This window comes from Cellulomonas timonensis (assembly GCF_900046455.1).
Lineage (GTDB): Bacteria > Actinomycetota > Actinomycetes > Actinomycetales > Cellulomonadaceae > Cellulomonas_A > Cellulomonas_A timonensis.
In genome coordinates, this window is the sequence record NZ_FCOT01000013.1 from 492081 (window position 1) to 512749 (window position 20669).

13 protein-coding genes, 1 tRNA gene and 1 pseudogene are annotated in these 20669 nt (G+C 68.7%); 6 read left to right on the plus strand and 9 right to left on the minus strand.

The features are described 5' to 3' along the window. Window positions 1-4: 4 nt before the first annotated feature. Genes narI through BN3788_RS15715 form a run of 5 tightly spaced genes read right to left on the minus strand, consistent with a single transcriptional unit; the run spans window position 5 to window position 8179 of the window. Complete coding sequence (gene narI, locus BN3788_RS15695) at window positions 5-754, minus strand: respiratory nitrate reductase subunit gamma (RefSeq protein ID WP_066588129.1); 750 nt, start codon at window positions 752-754, stop codon at window positions 5-7. Beyond that, a complete protein-coding gene (narJ, locus tag BN3788_RS15700; protein ID WP_066588131.1) occupies window positions 751-1425 on the minus strand; it encodes a nitrate reductase molybdenum cofactor assembly chaperone in 675 nt (224 codons plus the stop codon). Before narJ ends, narI begins: the two co-directional genes overlap by 4 nt. After that, on the minus strand, window positions 1422-3113 hold the full coding sequence (narH, locus tag BN3788_RS15705) for a nitrate reductase subunit beta (RefSeq protein ID WP_066588134.1): 1692 nt from the start codon (window positions 3111-3113) through the stop codon (window positions 1422-1424). Before narH ends, narJ begins: the two co-directional genes overlap by 4 nt. Then, window positions 3113-6859: a nitrate reductase subunit alpha gene (locus BN3788_RS15710; protein ID WP_066588137.1), complete on the minus strand. Its 3747-nt coding sequence runs from the start codon at window positions 6857-6859 to the stop codon at window positions 3113-3115. The genes narH and BN3788_RS15710 overlap by 1 nt, the downstream gene beginning before the upstream one ends. Window positions 6860-6871: 12 nt before the next feature. Continuing rightward, the gene (locus tag BN3788_RS15715; RefSeq protein WP_066588143.1) at window positions 6872-8179 is read right to left on the minus strand and encodes an MFS transporter; all 1308 of its coding nucleotides are present in this window, start codon (window positions 8177-8179) and stop codon (window positions 6872-6874) included. A gap of 647 nt (window positions 8180-8826) precedes the next feature. Between BN3788_RS15715 and BN3788_RS18795 the strand changes: the two genes are divergently transcribed. Then, the gene (locus BN3788_RS18795) at window positions 8827-11739 is read left to right on the plus strand and encodes an NACHT domain-containing protein (protein ID WP_082812992.1); all 2913 of its coding nucleotides are present in this window, start codon (window positions 8827-8829) and stop codon (window positions 11737-11739) included. 226 nt (window positions 11740-11965) lie between these two features. Further along, a pseudogene (locus BN3788_RS19910) lies at window positions 11966-12144 on the plus strand (23S rRNA (adenine(2503)-C(2))-methyltransferase RlmN); the annotation flags it as partial. Window positions 12145-12188: 44 nt separating this feature from the next. Here the strand turns inward: BN3788_RS19910 and nrdG are convergent. Both nrdG and nrdD read right to left on the minus strand, forming a co-directional pair. Next, window positions 12189-12791 carry an anaerobic ribonucleoside-triphosphate reductase activating protein gene (nrdG, locus tag BN3788_RS15730; RefSeq protein WP_066588149.1) on the minus strand — a complete coding sequence of 201 codons (603 nt, stop codon included), beginning with the start codon at window positions 12789-12791 and terminating at the stop codon, window positions 12189-12191. A 1-nt stretch (window position 12792) separates the two neighbouring features. Then, complete coding sequence (gene nrdD / locus BN3788_RS15735) at window positions 12793-15030, minus strand: anaerobic ribonucleoside-triphosphate reductase (RefSeq protein ID WP_066589558.1); 2238 nt, start codon at window positions 15028-15030, stop codon at window positions 12793-12795. 323 nt (window positions 15031-15353) lie between these two features. Here nrdD and BN3788_RS15740 point away from each other — a divergent pair, with 323 nt between their 5' ends. Further along, a complete protein-coding gene (locus tag BN3788_RS15740; protein WP_234346687.1) occupies window positions 15354-16613 on the plus strand; it encodes an LCP family protein in 1260 nt (419 codons plus the stop codon). Between the two features lie 214 nt (window positions 16614-16827). Further along, entirely contained in the window at window positions 16828-17424 is a 597-nt protein-coding gene (locus BN3788_RS15745; protein WP_147525149.1) for a hypothetical protein, read from the plus strand. A 22-nt stretch (window positions 17425-17446) separates the two neighbouring features. Here BN3788_RS15745 and BN3788_RS18800 read toward each other — a convergent pair whose 3' ends face one another. Both BN3788_RS18800 and BN3788_RS15755 read right to left on the minus strand, forming a co-directional pair. Further along, complete coding sequence (locus tag BN3788_RS18800; RefSeq protein ID WP_082812993.1) at window positions 17447-17941, minus strand: hypothetical protein; 495 nt, start codon at window positions 17939-17941, stop codon at window positions 17447-17449. A gap of 278 nt (window positions 17942-18219) precedes the next feature. Continuing rightward, window positions 18220-18293: transfer RNA gene (locus BN3788_RS15755), tRNA-Leu, on the minus strand. Between the two features lie 136 nt (window positions 18294-18429). Between BN3788_RS15755 and BN3788_RS15760 the strand changes: the two genes are divergently transcribed. Then, window positions 18430-19134, plus strand: a complete 705-nt coding sequence (locus BN3788_RS15760; protein ID WP_066588160.1) for an ANTAR domain-containing response regulator — start codon at window positions 18430-18432, stop codon at window positions 19132-19134. Window positions 19135-19354: 220 nt separating this feature from the next. After that, window positions 19355-20608 (plus strand): ABC transporter substrate-binding protein, encoded by a 1254-nt coding sequence (locus tag BN3788_RS15765; protein WP_066588163.1) that lies wholly within the window; start codon window positions 19355-19357, stop codon window positions 20606-20608. Window positions 20609-20669 lie beyond the last annotated feature (61 nt).

The window sequence follows — 20669 nt, forward strand, 5'->3', positions numbered from 1 at the left end:
GCGGTCATCGCTGGCGCGAGCCGGGACGCTCCGAGCGCTCCCACCCCGGGCGCACGGCGCGCGAGCCGATCTGCTCGTCACGGGACCGGTAGACGATGTAGGGCCGGACCACGTAGCCCAGTGGCGCGGAGAACACGTGCACCAGCCGGGTGAACGGCCACAGCATGAACAGGAGCATCGCGCTGAGCACGTGCAGCTGGAACATCAGCGGCACGTCGGCCATGAGCGCCGCGTCGGGCCGCAGCGAGAAGAGCCCGCGCACCCACGGCGCGATCGACCCCCGGTAGTCGTACGCGTCGCCGAGGACCTGGAACAGCACCGTCGCGGCGGTCCCGAACGCGAGCGTCGCCCCGAGGCTGACGTACATGACCTTGTCCATGCGGGTGGTGGCGGTGAACACCCGGGTGACGGTGCGCCTGCGGTAGACGAGGATGGCCAGCCCGGCCAGGGTCAGCACGGCGGCCGCGGCGCCCATCCACGTCGCGCCCAGGTGGTAGAGGTGCTCGGTCACGCCGATCGCCTCGAGCCAGCCGCGCGGGATCAGCAGCCCCACCACGTGCCCGGCGATGACCATGAGGATCCCGACGTGGAACATCGGCGAGCCCCAGCGCAGCAGGCGGTTCTCGTAGACCTGCGACGAGCGCGTGGTCCAGCCGAACTGGTCGTAGCGGTAGCGCCACACGTGCCCGACGACGAAGACGGCGGACGCGACGTAGGGCACGACGACCCACCACAGGGTGTCCCAGGTGTTCACGAGAGCGCCTCCACAGGTCGGGTCGTGGGGAAGGGGAGCAGGGGGGTGGACAGCCCGACCATCTCCTGCGGCGGCCCGGCGGCGACCAGAGCGGTGAACCGCTCGGCGGTCGCGGCGTCCACCTGCGGAAGCGTCAGGCAGACCGCGTCGAGCACGTCGGCGTACGGGCTGGCCAGGCCGTGCAGGGCCGATCGCAGCACCTCGAGCCCGTCGCGGTGGGCGCCCAGCAGCAGGTCGCTGACCTCGCCGGGCTCGCGCGCGCACAGCTCGAGCACGGCGGGCAGGTAGTCGGGGAGCTCGTCGGGGGGCGGCTGCCAGCCGCATGCCCGGTACGCCTCGGAGAAGGTCACGAGCGCCATGCCGCGCCGGCGGGGGTCACCCGCGGCGTAGAACGTCAGGTACAGCGCGCAGCGGCGTTTGAGGTCGAACGTGCGGACGTACTCGGCCTCATGATGGGCGAGGTCCCACGTCCCCACCTGGTCGAGGAACGAGGTGAATGCCCGCTCCACCCGGCGGGGCAGGTCGGCGGCCGTCGAGCGGAGCGTCGCGAACCCGTCGCGCAAGCCGGCCGTCGGGTAGTCGAGCAGCAGGGCGGCCATCATGTGCGCTGCCGCGCGCTGAGTGCCGGAGCACGCGACCGGCGCCAGGAACGGCAGGGCGGTGCGCGTCATGACCGCGCCTCGGGTCCCTGGCCGTATCCGGCTTGGTCGGGCGCGGGCGGGAACAGCCCGGGCGGGGCGCCGCCGCCGTCCCAGTTGAGCAGGTTGACGCGGGCCGGCGCCCCCTGGTCGGCGGGGCTCTCAGCGCGCTGCCGGTCGCGCAGCGCGTGGAACGTCTCGACGGTCGCGCGGACGGGCCGCCCGCTCGCGGCGCCGAAGGGTCCGGCCGGGCCGCCGCCCATGCCAGGCCCGCCCTCGCCGTCGAGCGAGCACCCGCTGGCGATCTCCTCGAGCGCGCGCGCCCCCTCGGCGTGCGCGGCCGGGATGACGTAGCGGTCCTCGTATTTCGCGATGGCCAGCAGCCGGTACATCGCCTCGATGGTCGTGGCGTCCATGCCGACGGCCGCCGCGATGCGCGGGTCCTGCACGACCCCCAGGTTCACGTTGCGCATGTGGGCCCGCATCGCGGCGAGCCGTTGCAGCGACGCGACCACGGGCTCGGTGTCACCGGCGGTGAACAGCCCCGCCAGGTACTCGACCGGGATGCGCAGCCGGTCGATCGCGGCGAACAGCGTGGGCGCGTCCTCGCCGTCGGCGCCCGATCCGGCCACCACGTCGACCACGGGGGACAGCGGGGGGATGTACCAGACCATCGGCAGGGTCCGGTACTCGGGGTGCAGCGGCAGGGCGACCTGGTACTCCGAGATCAGCGACCAGATCGGCGACGCCTGGGCAGCCGTGATCCAGTCCTCGGGGATCCCGGCCTCGCGGGCCGCACGGACCACCTCGGGGTCGTGCGGGTCGAGGAACACCGAGCGCTGGGCGTCCAGCAGCTGGGCAGGGTCCTCGACGCTCGCGGCCTCCAGCACGCGGTCGGCGTCGTACAGCACGAGGCCGAGGTAGCGCAGGCGGCCGACGCAGGTCTCCGAGCACACCGTGGGCAGCCCGACCTCGAGCCGCGGGTAGCACATGGTGCACTTCTCGGCCTTGCCCGTGGCGTGGTTGAAGTAGACCTTCTTGTACGGGCACCCGGTCACGCACATCCGCCAGCCGCGGCACGCGTCCTGGTCCACCAGCACGATGCCGTCCTCGGAGCGCTTGTACATCGCGCCCGAGGGGCATGACGCCACGCAGGACGGGTTGAGGCAGTGCTCGCAGATGCGCGGCAGGTAGAACATGAACGCCGACTCGAACTCGGCCTTGACCTGCGTGCTCATGGTCGCGAGCACCGGGTCGCCGGCCATCGTCTCGCCCGAGCCGCCGAGGTCGTCATCCCAGTTCGCCGACCAGCGGATCTGCATGTCCTCACCGGTCAGCAGCGACTTCGGGCGGGCGACCGGGGTGTGCTCGCCCAGCGGCGCCGACAGCAGCGTGTCGTAGTCGTACGTCCACGGCTCGTAGTAGTCGTCGATCCCGGGCAGGGTCGGGTTGGAGAAGATGTGCGCGAGCTTGCTGAACCGCCCGCCGGCGCGGAGCTTGAGCCGGCCGCCGCGCGTGCGCACCCATCCGCCGCGCCACCGGTCTTGGTCCTCATACCGGCGCGGGTAGCCGACGCCCGGGCGGGTCTCGACATTGTTGAACCACGCGTACTCCACGCCCGTGCGGTTCGTCCACGCCTGTTTGCAGGTCACCGAGCAGGTGTGGCACCCGATGCACTTATCGAGGTTCATCACCATCGACATCTGGGCCATGACGCGCATCAGTACTGCACCTCCTGCGAGCGACGGCGGATGACGGTGACCTCGTCACGCTGGTTGCCCGTGGGCCCCAGGTAGTTGAACGCGAAGGACAGCTGCGCGTAGCCGCCGATCAGATGGCTCGGCTTGAGCAGCACCCGCGTGAGGGAGTTGTGGATGCCGCCGCGCAGCCCTGACGTCTCCGACCGCGGCACATCCACGGTGCGGTCCTTGGCGTGGTACATGTACACCGTCCCGGCCGGCATCCGGTGGGAGACGATCGCGCGGGCCACGACGACGCCGTTGCGGTTGTACGCCTCGATCCACTCGTTGTCCCGCACCCCGATGGTCGTGGCGTCCTGCGGGGACATCCAGATGGTCGGGCCGCCCCGGGACAGCGACAGCATGAAGAGGTTGTCCTGGTACTCCGAGTGGATCGACCACTTGGAGTGCGGGGTCAGGTACCGCACGGCCACCTCCGCCGTCCCCTCGGAGCCGGGCGCCCCGCTGGGGTCGGTGGACCCGGGCCGCGCGTCGCCGAACAACCGGTGCAGGTCGAGCGGCGGGCGGTAGACGGGCAGGTTCTCGCCGAGCTCGGTCATCCAGTCGTGGTCGAGGTAGAAGTGCTGGCGGCCGGTGAGCGTGTGCCAGGGCTTGAGGTGCTCGACGTTGATGGTGAACGGCGAGTACCGGCGGCCGCCGTGCTCGGAGCCCGACCACTCGGGCGAGGTGATCACGGGCACCGGGCGCGCCTGCACGTCGGCGAACCGGATCCGCTCGCCCTCATGGTCACGGGCGAGGGAGGCCAGCTCGGTGCCGGTGCGCCTCTCCATCTGCTCGAAGCCCTGGACCGCGAGGCGGCCGTTCGTGGTGCCGGACAGCGCCAGGATCGTCTCGCACACGTGCTGCGCGGTCGTCAGGCGTGGCCGCCCCGCCGTCGGGCCCGTGGTGACCGTCCCGTTGAGCCGCCCGAGCGCCTCGACCTCCGGCTCCGGCGAGTACGTGACGCCCTTCGTCACCATCCCCGCCTTGGCGGTCAGCGGGCCGAGCGCCTCCCACCGGTCGGCGATGGTCGTGTAGTCGCGCTCCACGACGACGAGCTTGGGCATCGTGACGCCCGGCACCAGCTCGGCCTGCTCGGGCACCAGGCCGTAGGGAGTGCTGAGCTCGTCGGGGGTGTCGTGCAGCAGCGGCGCCGCCACGAGGTCCTCGCGCACGCCGAGATGCTCCGCTCCGAGCCGCTGCACCTCGCGCGCGAGCGTGGCGAACGTGTCGAAGTCGGTGCGGGTCTGCCACGGCGGCGCGATCGCGGGGTTGAACGAGTGCACGAACGGGTGCATGTCGGTGGTCGACAGGTCGTGCTTCTCGTACCAGGTGGCGGTCGGCAGCACGACGTCGCTGAACAGCGTGGTGGACGTCATCCGGAAGTCGCTCGTGACGAGCAGGTCGAGCTTCCCGCGCGGCGCCTCGTCATGCCACTCCATGCTCACGGGGCGGCGTCCGGGCAAGGACTCCTCGGCCCGCACCGCGTTGTCGGTGCCCAGCAGGTGCCGCAGGAAGTACTCGTTGCCCTTGCCGGACGAGCCGAGCAGGTTCGCCCGCCACACCGTCAGCACCCGGGGGAAGTTCGCGGGGTCGTCGGGGTCCTCGCACGCGAACCGCAGCCGCCCGGCCTCGAGCTCGTCCACGACGTGCTGTGCGGGCTCCTTGCCCTGCGCGCGCGCCTCGTCGACGAGGTCGAGCGGGTTGCGGTTGAACGTGGGGTAGGAGGGCATCCACCCGCGTCGCGCCGACTCCACGAGGCAGTCGGCGGTGGTGCGCCCGGCGAACGCGCCCTCGGCGAGCGGGCTGGCCAGCGCGTCGGCGGGCAGCCCGTCGTAGCGCCACTGGTCCGTCGCGAGGTACCAGAACGCCGTGCTGATCATGTGGCGCGGCGGGCGTGACCAGTCCAGGCCGTTGGCGTACTGCGCCCACCCGGTGACGGGCCGGCACTTCTCCTGCCCGACGTAGTGCGCCCAGCCGCCGCCGTTGACGCCCTGGCACCCGGTCATCGTCACCAGGGCGAGGAACGCGCGGTAGATCGTGTCGGAGTGGAACCAGTGGTTGGTCCCGGCGCCCATGAGGATCATCGAGCGCCCGCCCGACGCCTCGGCGTTCGCGGCGAACTCCCGTCCGATCCGCTCCGCCGTCGCGGCGGGCACCGAGGTGATCTCCTCCTGCCACGCGGGCGTGCCGGGGCTGGCCGGGTCGTCGTAGCCCGTGGGCCAATCGCCCGGCAGCCCCTCGCGCCCCACGCCGTACTGCGCGAGCATCAGATCGAAGACCGTGGTGACGAGATGGTCGCCGATCCGCCGCACGGGCACGCCGCGCCGCACGATCCCGGCGCCGCCCTGGTGCTCGTCGCCGGGCTGCGGCGCCACGTCGAAGCGCGGCAGGTCGATGGCGACGGCGGCGCCGTCCCAGTCGGCCGCGTCGGCCACCGACAGCACGGGGTCGATGTCCCCGAGGTCGAGGTTCCACCGCCCCGCCTGCGCGGGGTCGAACCGGTGCCCGAGCGTCCCCGGCGGGACCACGGCCTCGCCCGACGCGTCCAGGACGACCGTCTGGAACGCCGCGTCGCGGTCCGCGCTGGGGGTGGGGAGCAGGTCGCCCGTGAGGAACTTGTCCGGCACCCAGCCGTCCTCGCGCGCCTTGAGCCGCACCAGGTGCGGGGCGTCGGTGAACTGCGTCATGTACGACGCGAACTGCTCGGTGCGGCGGTCGACCAAGAACTCGCGCAGGATGACGTGCCCCATCGCGATCGCCAGCGCGCCGTCGGTGCCGGGGTGCGGGGCCAGCCACTCGTCGGCGAACTTGCTGTTGTCGGCGTAGTCCGGCGAGACGGTGACGACCTTCTGCCCGCGGTACCGGGCCTCCGTCATGAAATGCGCGTCGGGCGTGCGGGTCACGGGGACGTTCGAGCCCCACATCATCAGGTAGCTCGCGTTCCACCAGTCGGCGGACTCCGGGACATCGGTCTGGTCGCCGAAGACCTGCGGCGAGGCGACCGGCAGGTCGGCGTACCAGTCGTAGAACGACAGCATCGTGCCGCCGAGCATTGACACGAACCGGGACCCGGCGCCGTGCGAGACCATCGACATCGCGGGGATGGGGGAGAAGCCCGCGATCCGGTCGGGCCCGTACTCCTTGATGGTGTGCACATGCGCAGCGGCGACGATCTCGGCCGCCTCATCCCACGTGGCACGGACCAGGCCGCCCTTGCCGCGGGCCGACTTGTAGGCCCGCGAGGTCTCGGGGTCGGATGTGACCTCGGCCCACGCCAGCACCGGGTCGCCGGTGCGCTGCTTGGCCGCGCGGTAGGCCTGCAGCAGCACACCGCGCACATACGGGTAGCGGATGCGCGTGGGGGAGTACGTGTACCAGGAGAACGCGGCGCCGCGCGGGCAGCCGCGAGGCTCGTACTCGGGGGAGTCCGGTCCGACCGACGGGTAGTCGGTCTGCTGCGTCTCCCACGTGATGATGCCGTCCTTGACGTACACCTTCCACGAGCACGACCCGGTGCAGTTCACGCCGTGCGTGGAGCGCACCACCTTGTCGTGCGACCAGCGGTCGCGGTAGAACGCGTCGCCCTGGCGGCCGCCCTGGAGGAAGACGGCGCGGAGGTCCTCGGAGACCTCGCCGCGGCGCAGGTGCGAGCCGAGGCGCAGCAGCCGGTCGATAGCGGCGTTGTCCGTGCCGGCCGTGCGCGGCGCGTCGGTGGGTGTGGGCATGGCTCCTCGTTCTCAGCTCGGGCGACGTGCGCCGGGCCGCGCGTAGTTGGACCAGGTCAGCCAGGTGCACAGCGCGAAGTACGCCGCAGCGCCGATGAAGAACGCTCGCGGGCTCCACACGGACAGGGCCATGCCCACGAGGAACGGCCCGAACGCCGCGATGGCGGACGTGAAGCCGATGACGCCACCGGCCTGCCGGCGGTCGAAGATCATGGGCATCTGCTTGAACGTCCCCGCGTTCCCGATGCCCGCGAACGTGAAGATCGCCAGCATCCCCACGAGGAACCAGGTGAACTGGCCGACGTCGTGCGGGTCTAGGAAGAACAGCGTGAACACCGTGCTTGCGGTCATGCCGATGCCCGCCACGAGCGTCCACACCGCGCCGCCGAACCTGTCGCACAGCGGCCCCCACGCCGCCCGGGTGAGCGACCCGAGCAGCGGGCCGAGGAAGGCGAACTTCAGCGGGTCGGGGGCGTTGGCGAAGTGTCCGTACTCGTTGAGGATCAGCAGGCCGAGCTGCGCGGCGAAGCCCGAGAACGCCCCGAACGTCATCGTGTAGATCGCCGTCATGAGCCACGTGTCGCGGTTGGAGAAGATGTCGAGCTGCTGCCGGAAGTTCGCTGTCACGGGCACGCGGCGCAGGAACAGCGCCGCCATCACGATGCCGGCCACGACCCACGGGATGAGCACCAGCCCGGCGTTGTGCAGCCAGAGCCGCCCGCCGTCGACGGTGGTCTGCGGGGTGAGCGCCGCCGTGCCGAGCAGGCCGAAGCCGACCACCCACGGCACCAGGAACTGGATGAGGCTGACCCCGAAGTTGCCCAGGCCCGCCTGGAGCCCCAGCGCTGTGCCGGACATCCGCCGCGGGAAGAAGTAGCTCGTCGACGGCATGAAGCCGGCGAACGCGCCACCGCCGATCCCGGTGGCGGCGGCCAGCAGGATGAGGACGCTGTAGGGGGTCGTGGCGTCACGAACGGCGAGGGCCCAGCCGATCATCGGGATCAACAGGAGCGTCGCGCTGCCCCCGACCAGCGTCCGGGTGCCGAGCACCGGCGGCAGGAACATGAACACCAGCCGCATCAGCCCGCCGGCCAGGCCCGGCACCGCGACCAGCCAGTACAGCTGGCCCGGGCTGAGGTCGAAGCCGATCATCGTGAGCCGCGGGGCGATCGCGGACACCAGGTACCAGACGGCGAACGCGAGGGTCAGGTTGTACGTGGTGATCGACAGCGTCCGCCACGCCAGCCGGCGGTCCCAGGTGTCCGCGTTCTCGGGATCCCAGCTGGTCAGATCACGGGTCGTGCTCGTCTGTGCGGCCATCTGCAACTCCCTTGTGGCGGCAGCCGTCCTGGTCCGGTCGGGGCCAGGATGGCGTGGTGCTCACCAGGGGTGCGAACCCGTAGACCGTGGAAAATCTCTCACCGCCTTCCAGGGCATCCGGGATTGGTTCACACGGTCGTGCCAGCCGTCCGACCCAACATCCATCCCGCGATCCAACAGCCGTCCTACGCCCCGAGAAGGGCTCTGCACGCGCCTCTATCCGGCGTAGGCGCGGGCGACCTCAGAGCAACGTGCCGGCGAAGGCCGCCGGGCAGTTCTTCCGCTGGCATCCGCCACGCGGAGCGCTGGTGCGGCGATCGGCGCGAGCGCGTCAGAGTCAAGAGGTCGCCCGCTCCCGGTACTCGGGCGACACCTCCAGCGGGTAATCCAGTCGGCGATTGGCGGTGCGGCCCCTCTTGCCCTCGTCAACATCGCGAGGGGCGGGTGTCGATGACCGCGGTCGGGCCGGGCGTCGGAAGCAATCCGATGGGCCCTCCAAGTAGCAACGTGGCCCAGCGAGCACAGTGCCGGTCGCCAGGAGAGAGCGTCTGGATTGTCCGGTCGGCCGAACGTCGCGGAGGCGCACGACGTCAGAACACGGCCTGCAGTACCGGTATGCCGATCCTGCCAGCGGTTGACCAGGCTCTATGGTGACGGACAACGAAGGGCCGGAGTTGAGCGAAGGGGCAGATGTGGACGCCGCGACATTGTCGATCTTGACCACCGTTGTAGGCAACGTGGCAACGTCTGCTGTCATGGGTGCAGGTCGCATGCTCGGCAGAGCATCAGCCGAACAATCTGTCGATCGCGGCCCGGAGGTGACCTTGACTGATGATGGCTCGGTCATCATTCAACTCGCCGACGCCAACAGACTGGTCGCAGTCATGGAGGGCCCGTATGTCTCGGCCCTCACGGAAGCTTACGTATTTGCGCGTATTCTCGCGCCGGTGCACGGCGATGCACCCGCGGAATTGGCCTTTATCGAAGAGGTGCGCGACGATTTCAAACGGCACTTGAGTAGAGTCGATGAGTTGGGTGCATCGGCGGCTGCTATCGAATACCTGTGGGTGAACCTCACAGAATATCTAGACTCCGTCGTCATGGCGAGCGAGATACATGACTTGCTCGATCCTGACGAACTGAACCGCCTTGCTCGAATGGACGTGCACGGCAAACTCGACCAGGAGAGCATTAAAGCACCAAGATTCCTGAGGGACCTTGCCAGCATCCTCCGAGATCCAACTCGGCTAGAGCGAGCATACTCATTCGGAAGCGACATAAACGCGCACTATGTGCAAGTGCACACCGACATGCGACTAGAGCACACGCTCGAGAGTGCGCCTCGAGAGGGTACGGCGCGCCTGCTGTTCGACAGCATATATATCTCGCGGGCAGTCCGCACGGCAGAAGGCGAGACGATTCAAACCGATGTCGCGCTCGATCTGACGCGCCGTGGTCGATTCGTCATAACCGGCGCGCCAGGCGCAGGCAAGTCGACCCTGATGCAGCATGTTGTTCGACAAGTGGCGACGGAAGACGGGGTTCGTGTACCGCTTTTGGTGCGCATCAGAGAGTTTTCGTCGGACAGGCCGGTACTGATTGACGAAATCGTTGCCGCCATTCGACGCGACCTTCAGATGCATGATGTAGGCGTGGATGAAATCGAGGCAATGCTCACCCTTGGGAGAGCAACGGTTCTCTTTGACGGACTCGATGAGGCACTGGACTTGCCTCGGCGACGCATAGTCACCGCGGCGATAGATGCTTTCTCCCACAGATTCCCACTGACAAGCGTGATTGTAACCAGCAGGGTTGTGGGGTACGAACAGGCGGCTTTGAGTGCCGCGTTCAAAGTTCTCGCCCTTCTGGACTTCACGGACACTCAGATCATGGAATACGCGCGGATTTGGTTCAGGCAGAATCTCAGCTATGAAGGAGACGTCGAGGTCTTCTACGGCGAACTTGACACAATACCTGACCTGCGCTCAAACCCGCTCATGCTTTCTCTCATTTGCGCCCTGTACCGAGCTCGCGGCCACGTGCCGCGAAACAGGCGGCAAGTTTACGCCGAATGTGCTGACTTGCTGTTTAATCGGTGGGACCCGATGCGTCGGATCACTCAACCCGTCGACCAGGTGCAACACGGTCAAGACCTAATGCAAGAAATTGCCTTGTGGTACTTTAAATCAGCGTCGGCTCAGGCTGGCGTCGAGCAGCGCCAACTCGAGGCCGTGGTGCAGCATTTTTTCGTAGATACCGCCGGGGTCCTCCCATCCGAGGCCAGACGCAGAGCCGCGTCGTTTATTGACTACTGTTCGGGCCGCGCATGGCTCCTGACTTGGGTGACAATGAACGAGAATGGCGAGAAGTTGTACACGTTCACACACCGAACGTTTATGGAGTACTTTGCGGCAGAAGGTTTGGCACGCAGTTCCGCCGACACTGATGTGCTTGTCCATCACGTCTTGAACGCGTACCGAGAGAACGGCAGTTCGGTCGTGCCTGAACTAGTCGTTCAATCGGCGGAATATGCTCGAAGAGGTCAGGGCCGGGCCGTCATTCGCGGTATCGAAGCATACGAGCGAAAGCTCGGCCGCCGCCACGTGGGCACATACCTGGCCCTTCGGGTTCGTCTTGCCGGGGTACTCACACTCCCTGCGTCGTTCATCGAGCCGCTATTCAAGGAGTGTCTCGAGGCATTAGCGAGCCAAAGCGCAGACACGTATGGAGTGCTGCTCGAGATGATGCGACTCCCGCGTGATCAGCGAAACCGCCTTGTTGCACATTTGGCTGGTGATCCCGAGATTGAGACGCCGCTTGGCGAAGAGTCAGTACGTCGACGATGGGCCGCGGACTTTCTTGAGCGTTGGGCTCAAGTGGTGCTTCGGCGAGATGCGAATACGAGTGAGTCGCAAGAATGGGTCCCCCAACTCACTGACCTCTGGCAACTACTGCGGGAAGAGCCTGGCTTCGCACCGGGCCCTGTTAGCCGACTCTATTTCTGGAAAGAGGGTTTCGATAGTAACAGTCTAGAGGGCGACGAGTTGGGCGCCTATTTGAGTCTCGGCCGCGGAATGCGGACTCGGAGCAAGGTTCTGTTCGCTGTGCATGAACTTGCACAGCGCGACAACGAAGGACACCCTGGGCGGGCTGAGATTCTTGCTCAACTACCCAACGTGTCACAAGCAGAGCGGTTCGGATTTGATGACGGGATGGACTACTTTCGCGAACTCGACGAGTTTCGGCGGATCGTGGATCCATCGGGTTGGAGTGTCTCGATACGGCGCGGAATCGGGGTGCTCGCTATGGTGGTATTTGAATCTGCCTCGGATCTGGCGGAACAGGCGGCGGTTGCACTCGCAAACCTTGCGGGTTTTGATCTCGTGGTCGCTGCGGCCGGCAGGCGCCCCGGGGTGGCGAACCGCACTGGGCTTGTTGAGGCCGCCCGCGGCGAGATGCGTCGATTCGGCTTGCCTCGTTGGGCGGACGAGTGGGCTAGTGGGCGCGTCCACCTTATAGCGGTCGAACATGATGAGTTTGACGACGAGATGTCGTTTTGACGGCGGCCGGGTAGTTCAGTCTGTTGTGAATGGTATGATCTGTTGCCTAGTTGGGCCGTTCTTTTGGGTTTGGATCAGAATGACTCGGCAGAGAATGTAGAGACGGCCCGGCTCGAGCGGTTGGCATTTCGGGATGCAGAGTCCTGTCGGGGTGCGCGGCCGTCGGAGTTTGTCAGTTGCAAGGTCTGGCTCCGACGACCGTGCCTCGACGCTTGGGAGAGGGGTGGTCGCGGTGTCGCTGCACACCCCGGACGACGAGCCGCGCGTCTCGCTGATCCCGATCAACACCCGATACAGCGTGGACGAGACGTTCGACGTCCGGCCTATCACTACTTCGAGGTGACCGGTCGGCGGGTGGCGATCGAGTTCGTGCTGATCAAGTACATGAACGATCAGGCGCGGCGACGCTAGCGCGTATGGGCGCGCGTCGGAGGTGTTGTGCGGACGCGCTAGATCAACGGCCGCCGCTCGACCTGCTCGAAGGTGGTCGACGCGTCGGTCCGGCGCTCCCACAGCCGCACCTCGCCCGCGGCGAGTGACGCCCGCACGTCGACGATCCGCTGGTTGCTGCTGCCCCGGAACTGCAGCCCCGGGTCTCGCAGCTCGCGACGGAACGGCCCGTCCACCAGCACGTCCACCTCGTGCAGCAGCGCGACCTTGTCGTCGCTGTCGGCGAGCAGCTCCTCGAAGGTGTAGCCCGACCACGCCCACACGTCCTTGGCGTGGCGGAGCTCCCGGCGCATGCGCGTGATCAGCCGCAGGCACACGCCGGTGTTGAGGAACGGCTCGCCGCCCAGCAAGGTCAGCCCCTGGACGGACTCGTGGCCTAGGTCCGCAAGGATCCGGTCCTCGAGCTCGTCGGTGTAGGGACGGCCGTAGCGGAAGCTCCACGTGGCCTCGTTGAAGCAGCCCTCACAGGCGAACAGGCAGCCGCTGACGTACAGGCTGCACCGCACGCCCTCGCCGTCGACGAACTGGAAGGGCTTGTAGTCCCCGACGTGGCCCTGGCTGAGCTTCTCGGACAGCCACTCGCGGGGGAGCGGGGTCCGCACCTCAGCCCTGGTCGGTCGCGGACGGCTGGCCAGGGACCCCGCCGACGGACCCGGTCATGTGCTTGACCCGCGAGGCGATCTCGGTGTGCCGGCCGTGCACCATGGGCCGGGCCTGCGGGTTGCCCAGGTAGCCGCAGGTGCGCTTGACGACGTCGCAGGTCAGCGGGTCGGCGTTGCCGCACTCGGGGCACTCGAACCCGCGTGCCGTCGCGTCGAAGTCGCCCGAGTAGCCGCACGCGTAGCACCTGTCGATCGGGGTGTTGGTGCCGAGGTAGCCGACTCGGTCGTACGCGTAGTCCCAGACGGCCTCGAGCGCTCGCGGGTTCTGCTGCAGCACCGGGTACTCGCAGTAGTGGATGAACCCGCCCGACGCGTAGGCCGGGTAGTCCATCTCGAAGTCCAGCTTCTCGAACGGCGTGGGGCTCTTGCGCACGTCGTAGTGAAAGCTGTTCGTGTAGTAGTCCTTGTCGGTGATGTCCGCCACGGACCCGAACTTGGCCTTGTCGAGCCGGCAGAACCGGTCCGTCAGGCTCTCGCTCGGCGTCGAGTACACGCTGAACTGGTAGCCGTTCTCCCGGCTCCACGCGCTCGTGCTGGAGTGCAGCGTCCGCAGGATGTCGAGCGTGAACTCCTTCGCCTCCGGGTTGCCCTCCCACGCGCCGCCGAAGAACGCCGCCGCGACCTCGTACAGGCCGATGAAGCCGAGTGACACCGTCGCGCGGCCGTCCTTGAACAGCGCGTCGACCGAGTCGCCCGCCGCGAGCCGCTCGCCGAAGGCGCCGTAGATGTACAGGATCGGCGCATTCTCGGGGGACGCCTCCTTGCAGCGGGCGATCCGGAAGAGCAGCGCGTCGCGCGCGATGGCCAGGCGCTCGTCGAGGATGCTCCAGAACCGCTCGGTGCTGCCCTGCGCCTCGAGCGCGATGCGCGGCAGGTTCAGCGTGACGACGCCCAGGTTCATCCGGCCCTCGGACACGTCGTTGCCGTCGGCGTCCTGCCATCCCTGGAGGAACGACCGGCACCCCATCGGCACCTTGAAGCTGCCGGTCAGCTCGACGATCTTGTCGTAGCTGAGCACGTCGGGGTACATGCGCTTGGTCGAGCACTCGAGGGCGAGCTGCTTGATGTCGTAGTTCGGGTCGCCCTCGTCGAGGTTGAGGCCGCGCTTCAGCGTGAAGATCAGCTTGGGGAAGATCGCCGTGCGCTTCTCGCTGCCGAGGCCGTCGATCCGGATCTGCAGGATCGCGCGCTGGATCTCGCGCTCGAACCAGTTGGTGCCGAGCCCGAAGCCCAGCGAGGTGAACGGCGTCTGCCCGTTGGACGTGAACAGCGTGTTGATCTCGTACTCGAGGCTCTGCATCGCGTCGTAGATGTCCTTGCGCGTGCGCTCCGCGGCGTACTGCTGGTGCAGGGACTCGTCCGCGACCCAGCGCTGGGCGTCCGCAAGGTGCTTGGCGAAGTTCCGCTCCGCGTACGGGGCCAGCAGCTCGTCGATGCGGTTGGCCGAGCAGCCGCCGTACTGGCTCGAGGAGACGTTCGCGATGATCTGGGAGATCTGCGCGGTGGCCGTCTGGATCGAGCGGGGCGGCTCGACCTCGGCGTTGCCGATCCGGAAGCCCCTGCCGAGCATCGTCTGGAAGTCGATGAGGCAGCAGTTCGTCATCGGCGCATACGGGTGGTAGTCGAGGTCGTGGTAGTGGATGTCGCCCTTCTGGTGGGCGTTCGCCACATGCGGGGGCAGCATCTTCAGGCCGATCGCCTTGCCCACCGCGCCCGCCGTGAGGTCGCGCTGGGTGTTGAAGACGTCGCTGTCCTTGTTGGCGTTCTCGTTGACGATCGACTGGTCCTTGTCGATCAGCTTGATGATCGAGTGGTTGATGTCGGTGGCCTTGCTGCGCGCGAAGTCCCGCTGGATGCGGTAGCTGATGTATGCCTCGGCGACGGCGTACTCGCGGCTGTCGAGCAGCACGTGCTCCACGACGTTCTGGATCTCGTAGATCTTCACGTCGACGCTGAACCGGGCGGCGAGCTCGCGGTTGATCCGAGCGACCAGGTCGCGCAGCGTGCGGTGGGTCATGGGCGTGGGCTCGCCGTGCACCTCGACGAACGCCCGGGCCAGCGCCGCGAATATGCGCTCGTCGTCGAAGGGCAGCCGTCGGCCGTCGCGCTTGCTGACCGTCAGCCTTCCCGGAGCCGCCGGGGTCTCCGGGGTCGTCGCGGGCGATTCGGTCTGCAGCATGCGGATGCCTTCCTCGGCCGTCGGACCCGCCAGGCGCATGCCGTCGACGGCCGCTGGGCCGTGCCCGGCGGTGCGCGCCGACGGCCGCTGGCGTGTCCTGGGGAGAGGAGCGCACCGCGGGTCGAACGACAAGATGTGGTGTTCGTGTGAGTGGTTGACGCTAGATGTAGTGATGCCCGACGCGGGGGGTCGTAGGTCCCGGATCAGCGGCGCAGACACGTGAGAGCGCTCGGGGCGACCCTCCGGCAGATGCGCACAGACGCTTCACGGGATCCCACGTCATTCGCGCTGCGCCGCCCCGCGTGCTCGTCTAGGTTCGCCCCGTGATCGCACGCCGCCCACGGCAGCAACTAAGCCCCGCGCCGCACCATGCGCGGCGGCCACGCGGCCACGCGGTGACGCGCGGCGTCGCACTGGGGCTCACTGCGGTGCTGCTGGCGACCGCCGGCGCGGTGGCGGGGATCGCTGTGCGGCTGGGCGGCAACGTGCAGCACATCGACCTCGGCGGCATGGTGGCCGAGCCCTCGTCCGCGCCCAGCAGCACTGGGCTCGACGACCCGGGCGCGGGCTCCGCTGCCACGATCCTGCTGCTCGGCTCGGACCAGCGTGACGGGGCCAACGCGGAGATCGGCGGCGACGCCGACACGATGGCCTCCGACACCGTGATCGTCGCCCACATCTCGGCCGACCGGCAGCGGGTCGAGCTCGTGTCCATCCCGCGCGACTCGATGGTCCGCATCCCCGCGTGCTCTGCGGTGGACGGCTCGACGTCCCGGCCTCGGGAGCGCGCGCAGTTCAACGAGGCCTTCAGCATCGGATGGGATCTCGGGGGCGACATCGCCACGGCGGCGGCATGCGCTTGGAGCGCCGTCCAGGAGAACACGGGCGTGCGGATCGACCATGTCGCCGTCGTCGACTTCTCGGGGTTCCAGCAGATGATCGACGCGATCGACGGGGTGGACATCTGCATCCCCACGGCGATGAAGGACCGCTACACCGGGCTGGACCTGGGACCCGGCGAGCAGCGCCTGGACGGCGTCGTGGCCACCCAGCTCGCCCGCTCCCGGCACATCGAGGGGTCCGACGGCTCGGACCTGAACCGCATCGGCAACCAGCAGCGCCTGCTCTCGGCAGTGCTCGGCGAGGTGCTGGCGAAGAACGTCCTGACCGACGTCCCCGAGCTGCTCTCGTTCCTGTCGGCCGCGACCAGCTCGCTCACCACCGACGGTGCGCTGAACGTCCAGCGGATCGCCGGGCTCGCGTACAGCCTGCGCGGGCTCGACAGGGCGCAGATCACGTTCATGACGATCCCCAACGGCCCCGACCCTGCCGACCGCAACCGGGTCGTGTGGACGGACGACGCCGACGCCGTGTGGGCCGCGATGGCCCAGGACCTGCCCGTCGTCCCGGCCGACGAGACCTCGACTCCGGACGTTGGCGGCGGGCCGGAGGCGACGCCCAGCATGCCAGCGACGGCAGCCGCGATCGCACCTGCCGCTCCCGTCCCGGCGCCCACGCACACGCGGGCCGCAGGCCGCGAGCCGTTCACCGGCGCGGACATCACCGCCACGTGCGGCGCCTGAGCGACGTTCGCGGCGGTGGAGTTGCGAGGGCTCGGCGCCGCGCACCTCACCGCGTCCGATGGTCTTCGTCGTCTGGCCCGCCGGCCGGCACGGCTCACACTTGCGCGCCCCGAGTCGATAGGACCTGCGGGCATTGCGGCGGCCGGCACGGTGGTCGTGGTCAAGAGGACCGCGACCTGCCGGGCCGCCCAAGAGACTGATGGAGGTGAGTTCTGTGGAGAGAGCCATGAAGTGCCTTGCAGGGCCCGCGCTGGGCACCCTGCTGACCGTAGGCCTGATCGCCGGCTGCTCGACGCCGAGTAACGGGCCCGCCGCCACACCGCCGACCGCCTCACCCACCGCTGCCGTCACCACAGCGCCGGAACCGGTCACTGTGACGGCAGGCGACACGGTGACCGAGGAGCAGGCCGAGGAACTGGCAGAGGGACAGGTGGCCTACCCGCTCGCGTCCGGCGAGCGCGTGGTCGTCGAGGCGACCGCACCGCTGCCCGACGCCGTTCGCGCAGACATGGTCGCTGCGGTGACCGCCGGCGTCAGCCCGCTGACCAGCGGTTTCGATGCGTACGCCTTCGCGATGAGCTACACGAAGTCAGCATCCGCGGCTGCGGGCAAGAACGTGCTAGTCGTCTTCCTCAGCCCGCTGGCCAGCTTCGGGGACGAGGAGCCCCACCCGATCTGGATCACCAAGGGCACCATGAATCCTCCCATCCAGGCAACACTCGGGCTGGAGGAGCAGATCGCGAACGTCGAGGCGTTCATCGCCGCGCAGCCCGACCCGAGCCTGTGGGATTACGTCGTCCAGACCGTCTGACCGCAGCTGTCTGCCCAGAGCCCTACCGCCCGTCGAGGAGCGCGTCGACGGCTGACCTGACCTCGGCCACGCGGTCCTTCTTGATCGCCACGAGCGGCGAGTCGCCGCCGAGATGCGGGTTGGCGCCCAGGAACCAGGCGCGTGCGGCGTCCTCGCCCTGGGCCCCTGCGACCCGCAACCAGGTCCGATGCGCGAGGCGCAGGCGGAGCGCGGCATCGGGGCCCGGCAGGGCTCCGTCCGGCGCGGACCACGCGGTCACCTGGTCCTTGCTGGGCGCCTTGGCGACGGCGGCGACGTACGTCGGGCCGAGCGCGGCCACGAGCCCCTGGATGGCGGCCCGCAGCGCCGAGCCACGCGTCGCCAGCACCCGGCTGATGGCGGCGGGCGGCACACCGGCGGCCTGCGCCGCCTCGACCGCGTCCTCTAGGCCCGCCTCGGCCCGATCCGCGGCGGCGACGGCGCGGCTGATCGCGGTGAGCAGAGCGTCGTCTGCGGAGGTGTCGGTGGTGTGAGTCACCCGGCCATCGTCGCATCGCCTCGCGGCGCCGCGGGAAGACCCCCGGCGCGACACCGACGGCTCTCACTTGAGGCTCCTGGTCGCCACGCGCATGCCGATATCGGTCCGCTTCGGCGACGGCCCGATCCGGATGGCATCGACTGGTGGGTGATCGCGAGGATGGACGCCGTGACGTTGCCGACACCCTCAAGGGAGGCTGGCGCCGAAGCGGGCGAGTCAACCGATGAGGCCAGCCGCCCCGTGCGGGCGCGGGAGTTGTCCGCGCGGGTGATGAACAGTGCCCCGAGTGGGATTCGAACCCACACTGGATCGGGTTTGAGCCGAACGCCTCTGCCGATTGGGCTATCGGGGCCCGCGCAGCAGAGTACCGTGCGGCGCGCGCGGTCCAGCATCGACGCGGCGTGGGGCCGTCATGGGAGCCTCATCTGCGGGCGCTGTCGGGGCGCCGTCCGGCCACGTGATGGCTCGCGCGGCATTAGGCTGACGCCGTGAGCACGAATGAGGAATCCCCGAGCACGACGCCGAGCACCGAGGGTGCTGGCACCCCCCTCGACCTGAGTGGCGCAGCCGCCCCCTCCGCCAAGGAGACGCCGGAGCCGGCGCCGACGCGCCCCGCGCGTCGAGCGGTCGTCGCCGAGGATGAGGCGCTGATCCGCATGGACGTCGTCGAGACGCTCCGCGAGGCGGGCTTCGAGGTCGTCGGGGAGGCCGGCGACGGCGAGACGGCCGTGGCGCTGGCCCTCGAGCTCAAGCCCGACGTCGTCGTGATGGACGTCAAGATGCCCGTGCTCGACGGCATCTCCGCGGCCGAGCGCATCGGCAAGGCGCACGTCGCCCCCGTCGTGCTGCTCACCGCGTTCTCGCAGACCGAGCTCGTCGAGCGGGCGCGTGACGCCGGCGCGATGGCGTACGTCGTGAAGCCGTTCAGCCCGGCCGACCTGCTGCCCGCGCTGGAGATCGCGATCTCGCGGTACGCGCAGATCTCCGCCCTCGAGTCTGAGGTCGCGGACCTCGCCGAGCGGTTCGAGACCCGCAAGCGCGTGGACCGCGCCAAGGGCCTGCTGATGGCGAAGATGGGCCTGACGGAGCCGGAGTCCTTCCGGTGGATCCAGAAGACGTCGATGGACCGTCGCCTGACCATGCGCGAGGTCGCCGACGCCGTCATCGACCAGGTCGGTGGCAGCGGCGCCTGACTGATCGGCCCCTGAGCCCGGACCTCCCCGCTGGTGTGGAGGGCCGGGCTTTTGTGCTGCCTGGGTGACTTCGCACGGCCATTTAGGTTACAAATAGGCCACAACCGGCGATGACGGTCGCCAAGTCACGTAACCGACACAAAGGATGGCTAGGTTTCCCGCACTGTTCGAACCGCCTTGCCTCCAGCACGGCGGGACCGTAGCCGAAGGGGTACCACGCATGATTCGCTCGTCGCATGGAATCCGAGCCGCCGCCCTCGCAGGGGCCGTCGCACTCGCCCTGACCGCATGCACGTCGGACTCGGAGTCGCCGTCCGGCGAGGGCGCCGAGAGTGCCGGGGAAGCGCTCGTCATCGGCTCGCTGCTGCCGCAGACCGGCTCCCTCGCCTTCCTCGGGCCGCCTGAGATCGCGGGTGTGGACCTGGCCGTCCAGGAGATCAACGAGTCCGGCGGCGTGCTCGGCCAGGACGTCGTCGTGGAGCACGCCGACTCCTCCGACGCCGACCACGCCGAGGTCGCGACGCAGTCGGTCACGGACCTGATCGGCAAGGACGTGCAGGTCATCATCGGGGCCGCGGCCTCGTCGGTGACGCGCAACGTGGTGGACGACATCACCAACGCGGAGATCGTCCAGATCTCCCCGGCGAACACCGCCACCGACCTCTCCGGCCGCGACCCGTTCTACTTCCGTACCGCCCCGTCGGACCTGCTCCAGGGCGCCTCGCTCGGCAACCTCATCCTCAACGACGGACACCAGAACGTCGCCGCCATCGTCTTCAACGAGGACTACGGCACGTCGCTGCGCGACGTCCTCCAGGACACGGTGGAGTCTGCGGGCGGCACGCTCGCCTACGGCGCCTCGGGCCAGGAGTTCGACCCGACGGAGCAGAACTTCAACACGATCGTCAGCAGCGCGCTGGCCACGAACCCGGACGCCATCGCGATCATCGCCTTCGCGCAGACCAAGCTGATCGTCCCCGAGCTCGTGGCGCAGGGCTTCGACACCTCGAAGCTGTACTTCGTGGACGGCAACCTGTCGGACTACAGCGCCGACCTGGCGCCCGGCACCCTCACGGGCGCCCAGGGCACACTGCCCGGGGCGTACCCGGACGACGCGTTCCAGAAGCGCCTGCTCGCGGTCGACAGCGGCCTCAAGGACTTCTCGTACTCGGCGGAGTCCTACGACGCCGTGATCCTCGCCGCGCTGGCCGCGGTGAAGGGCGGCGCCACTGACGGGCCGACGATCCAGAAGAACCTGGCGGCCGTCTCCGGGGCGAACGGCGGCACGGAGGTCACGACCTTCGCCGACGGCGTCAAGGAGCTCGAGGCGGGCAACGAGATCGCGTACAAGGCCGTCTCGGGAGCCGGTCCGTTCAACGACCAGAACGACCCGTCGTCGGCCTTCATCGGGATCTACCAGTACGGCGAGGACAACAAGTACACGTGGATCAAGGCGGAGTTCGGCGAGCTGTGACGCGCTGAGCACCACGCGGAAGGGCCCGGCGGTCAACCCGCCGGGCCCTTCCGTCATGCTT

Bases quoted from the DNA above. Each gene is read 5' to 3' on its own strand.
- narJ (WP_066588131.1), bottom strand. From the start codon at position 1,425: ATGACGCGCACCGCCCTGCCGTTCCTGGCGCCGGTCGCGTGCTCCGGC.
- nrdD (WP_066589558.1), bottom strand. From the start codon at position 15,030: ATGCTGCAGACCGAATCGCCCGCGACGACCCCGGAGACCCCGGCGGCT.
- BN3788_RS18795 (WP_082812992.1), top strand. From the start codon at position 8,827: ATGGTGACGGACAACGAAGGGCCGGAGTTGAGCGAAGGGGCAGATGTG.
- narH (WP_066588134.1), bottom strand. From the start codon at position 3,113: ATGCGCGTCATGGCCCAGATGTCGATGGTGATGAACCTCGATAAGTGC.
- BN3788_RS15710 (WP_066588137.1), bottom strand. From the start codon at position 6,859: ATGCCCACACCCACCGACGCGCCGCGCACGGCCGGCACGGACAACGCC.
- BN3788_RS15715 (WP_066588143.1), bottom strand. From the start codon at position 8,179: ATGGCCGCACAGACGAGCACGACCCGTGATCTGACCAGCTGGGATCCC.
- BN3788_RS15765 (WP_066588163.1), top strand. From the start codon at position 19,355: ATGATTCGCTCGTCGCATGGAATCCGAGCCGCCGCCCTCGCAGGGGCC.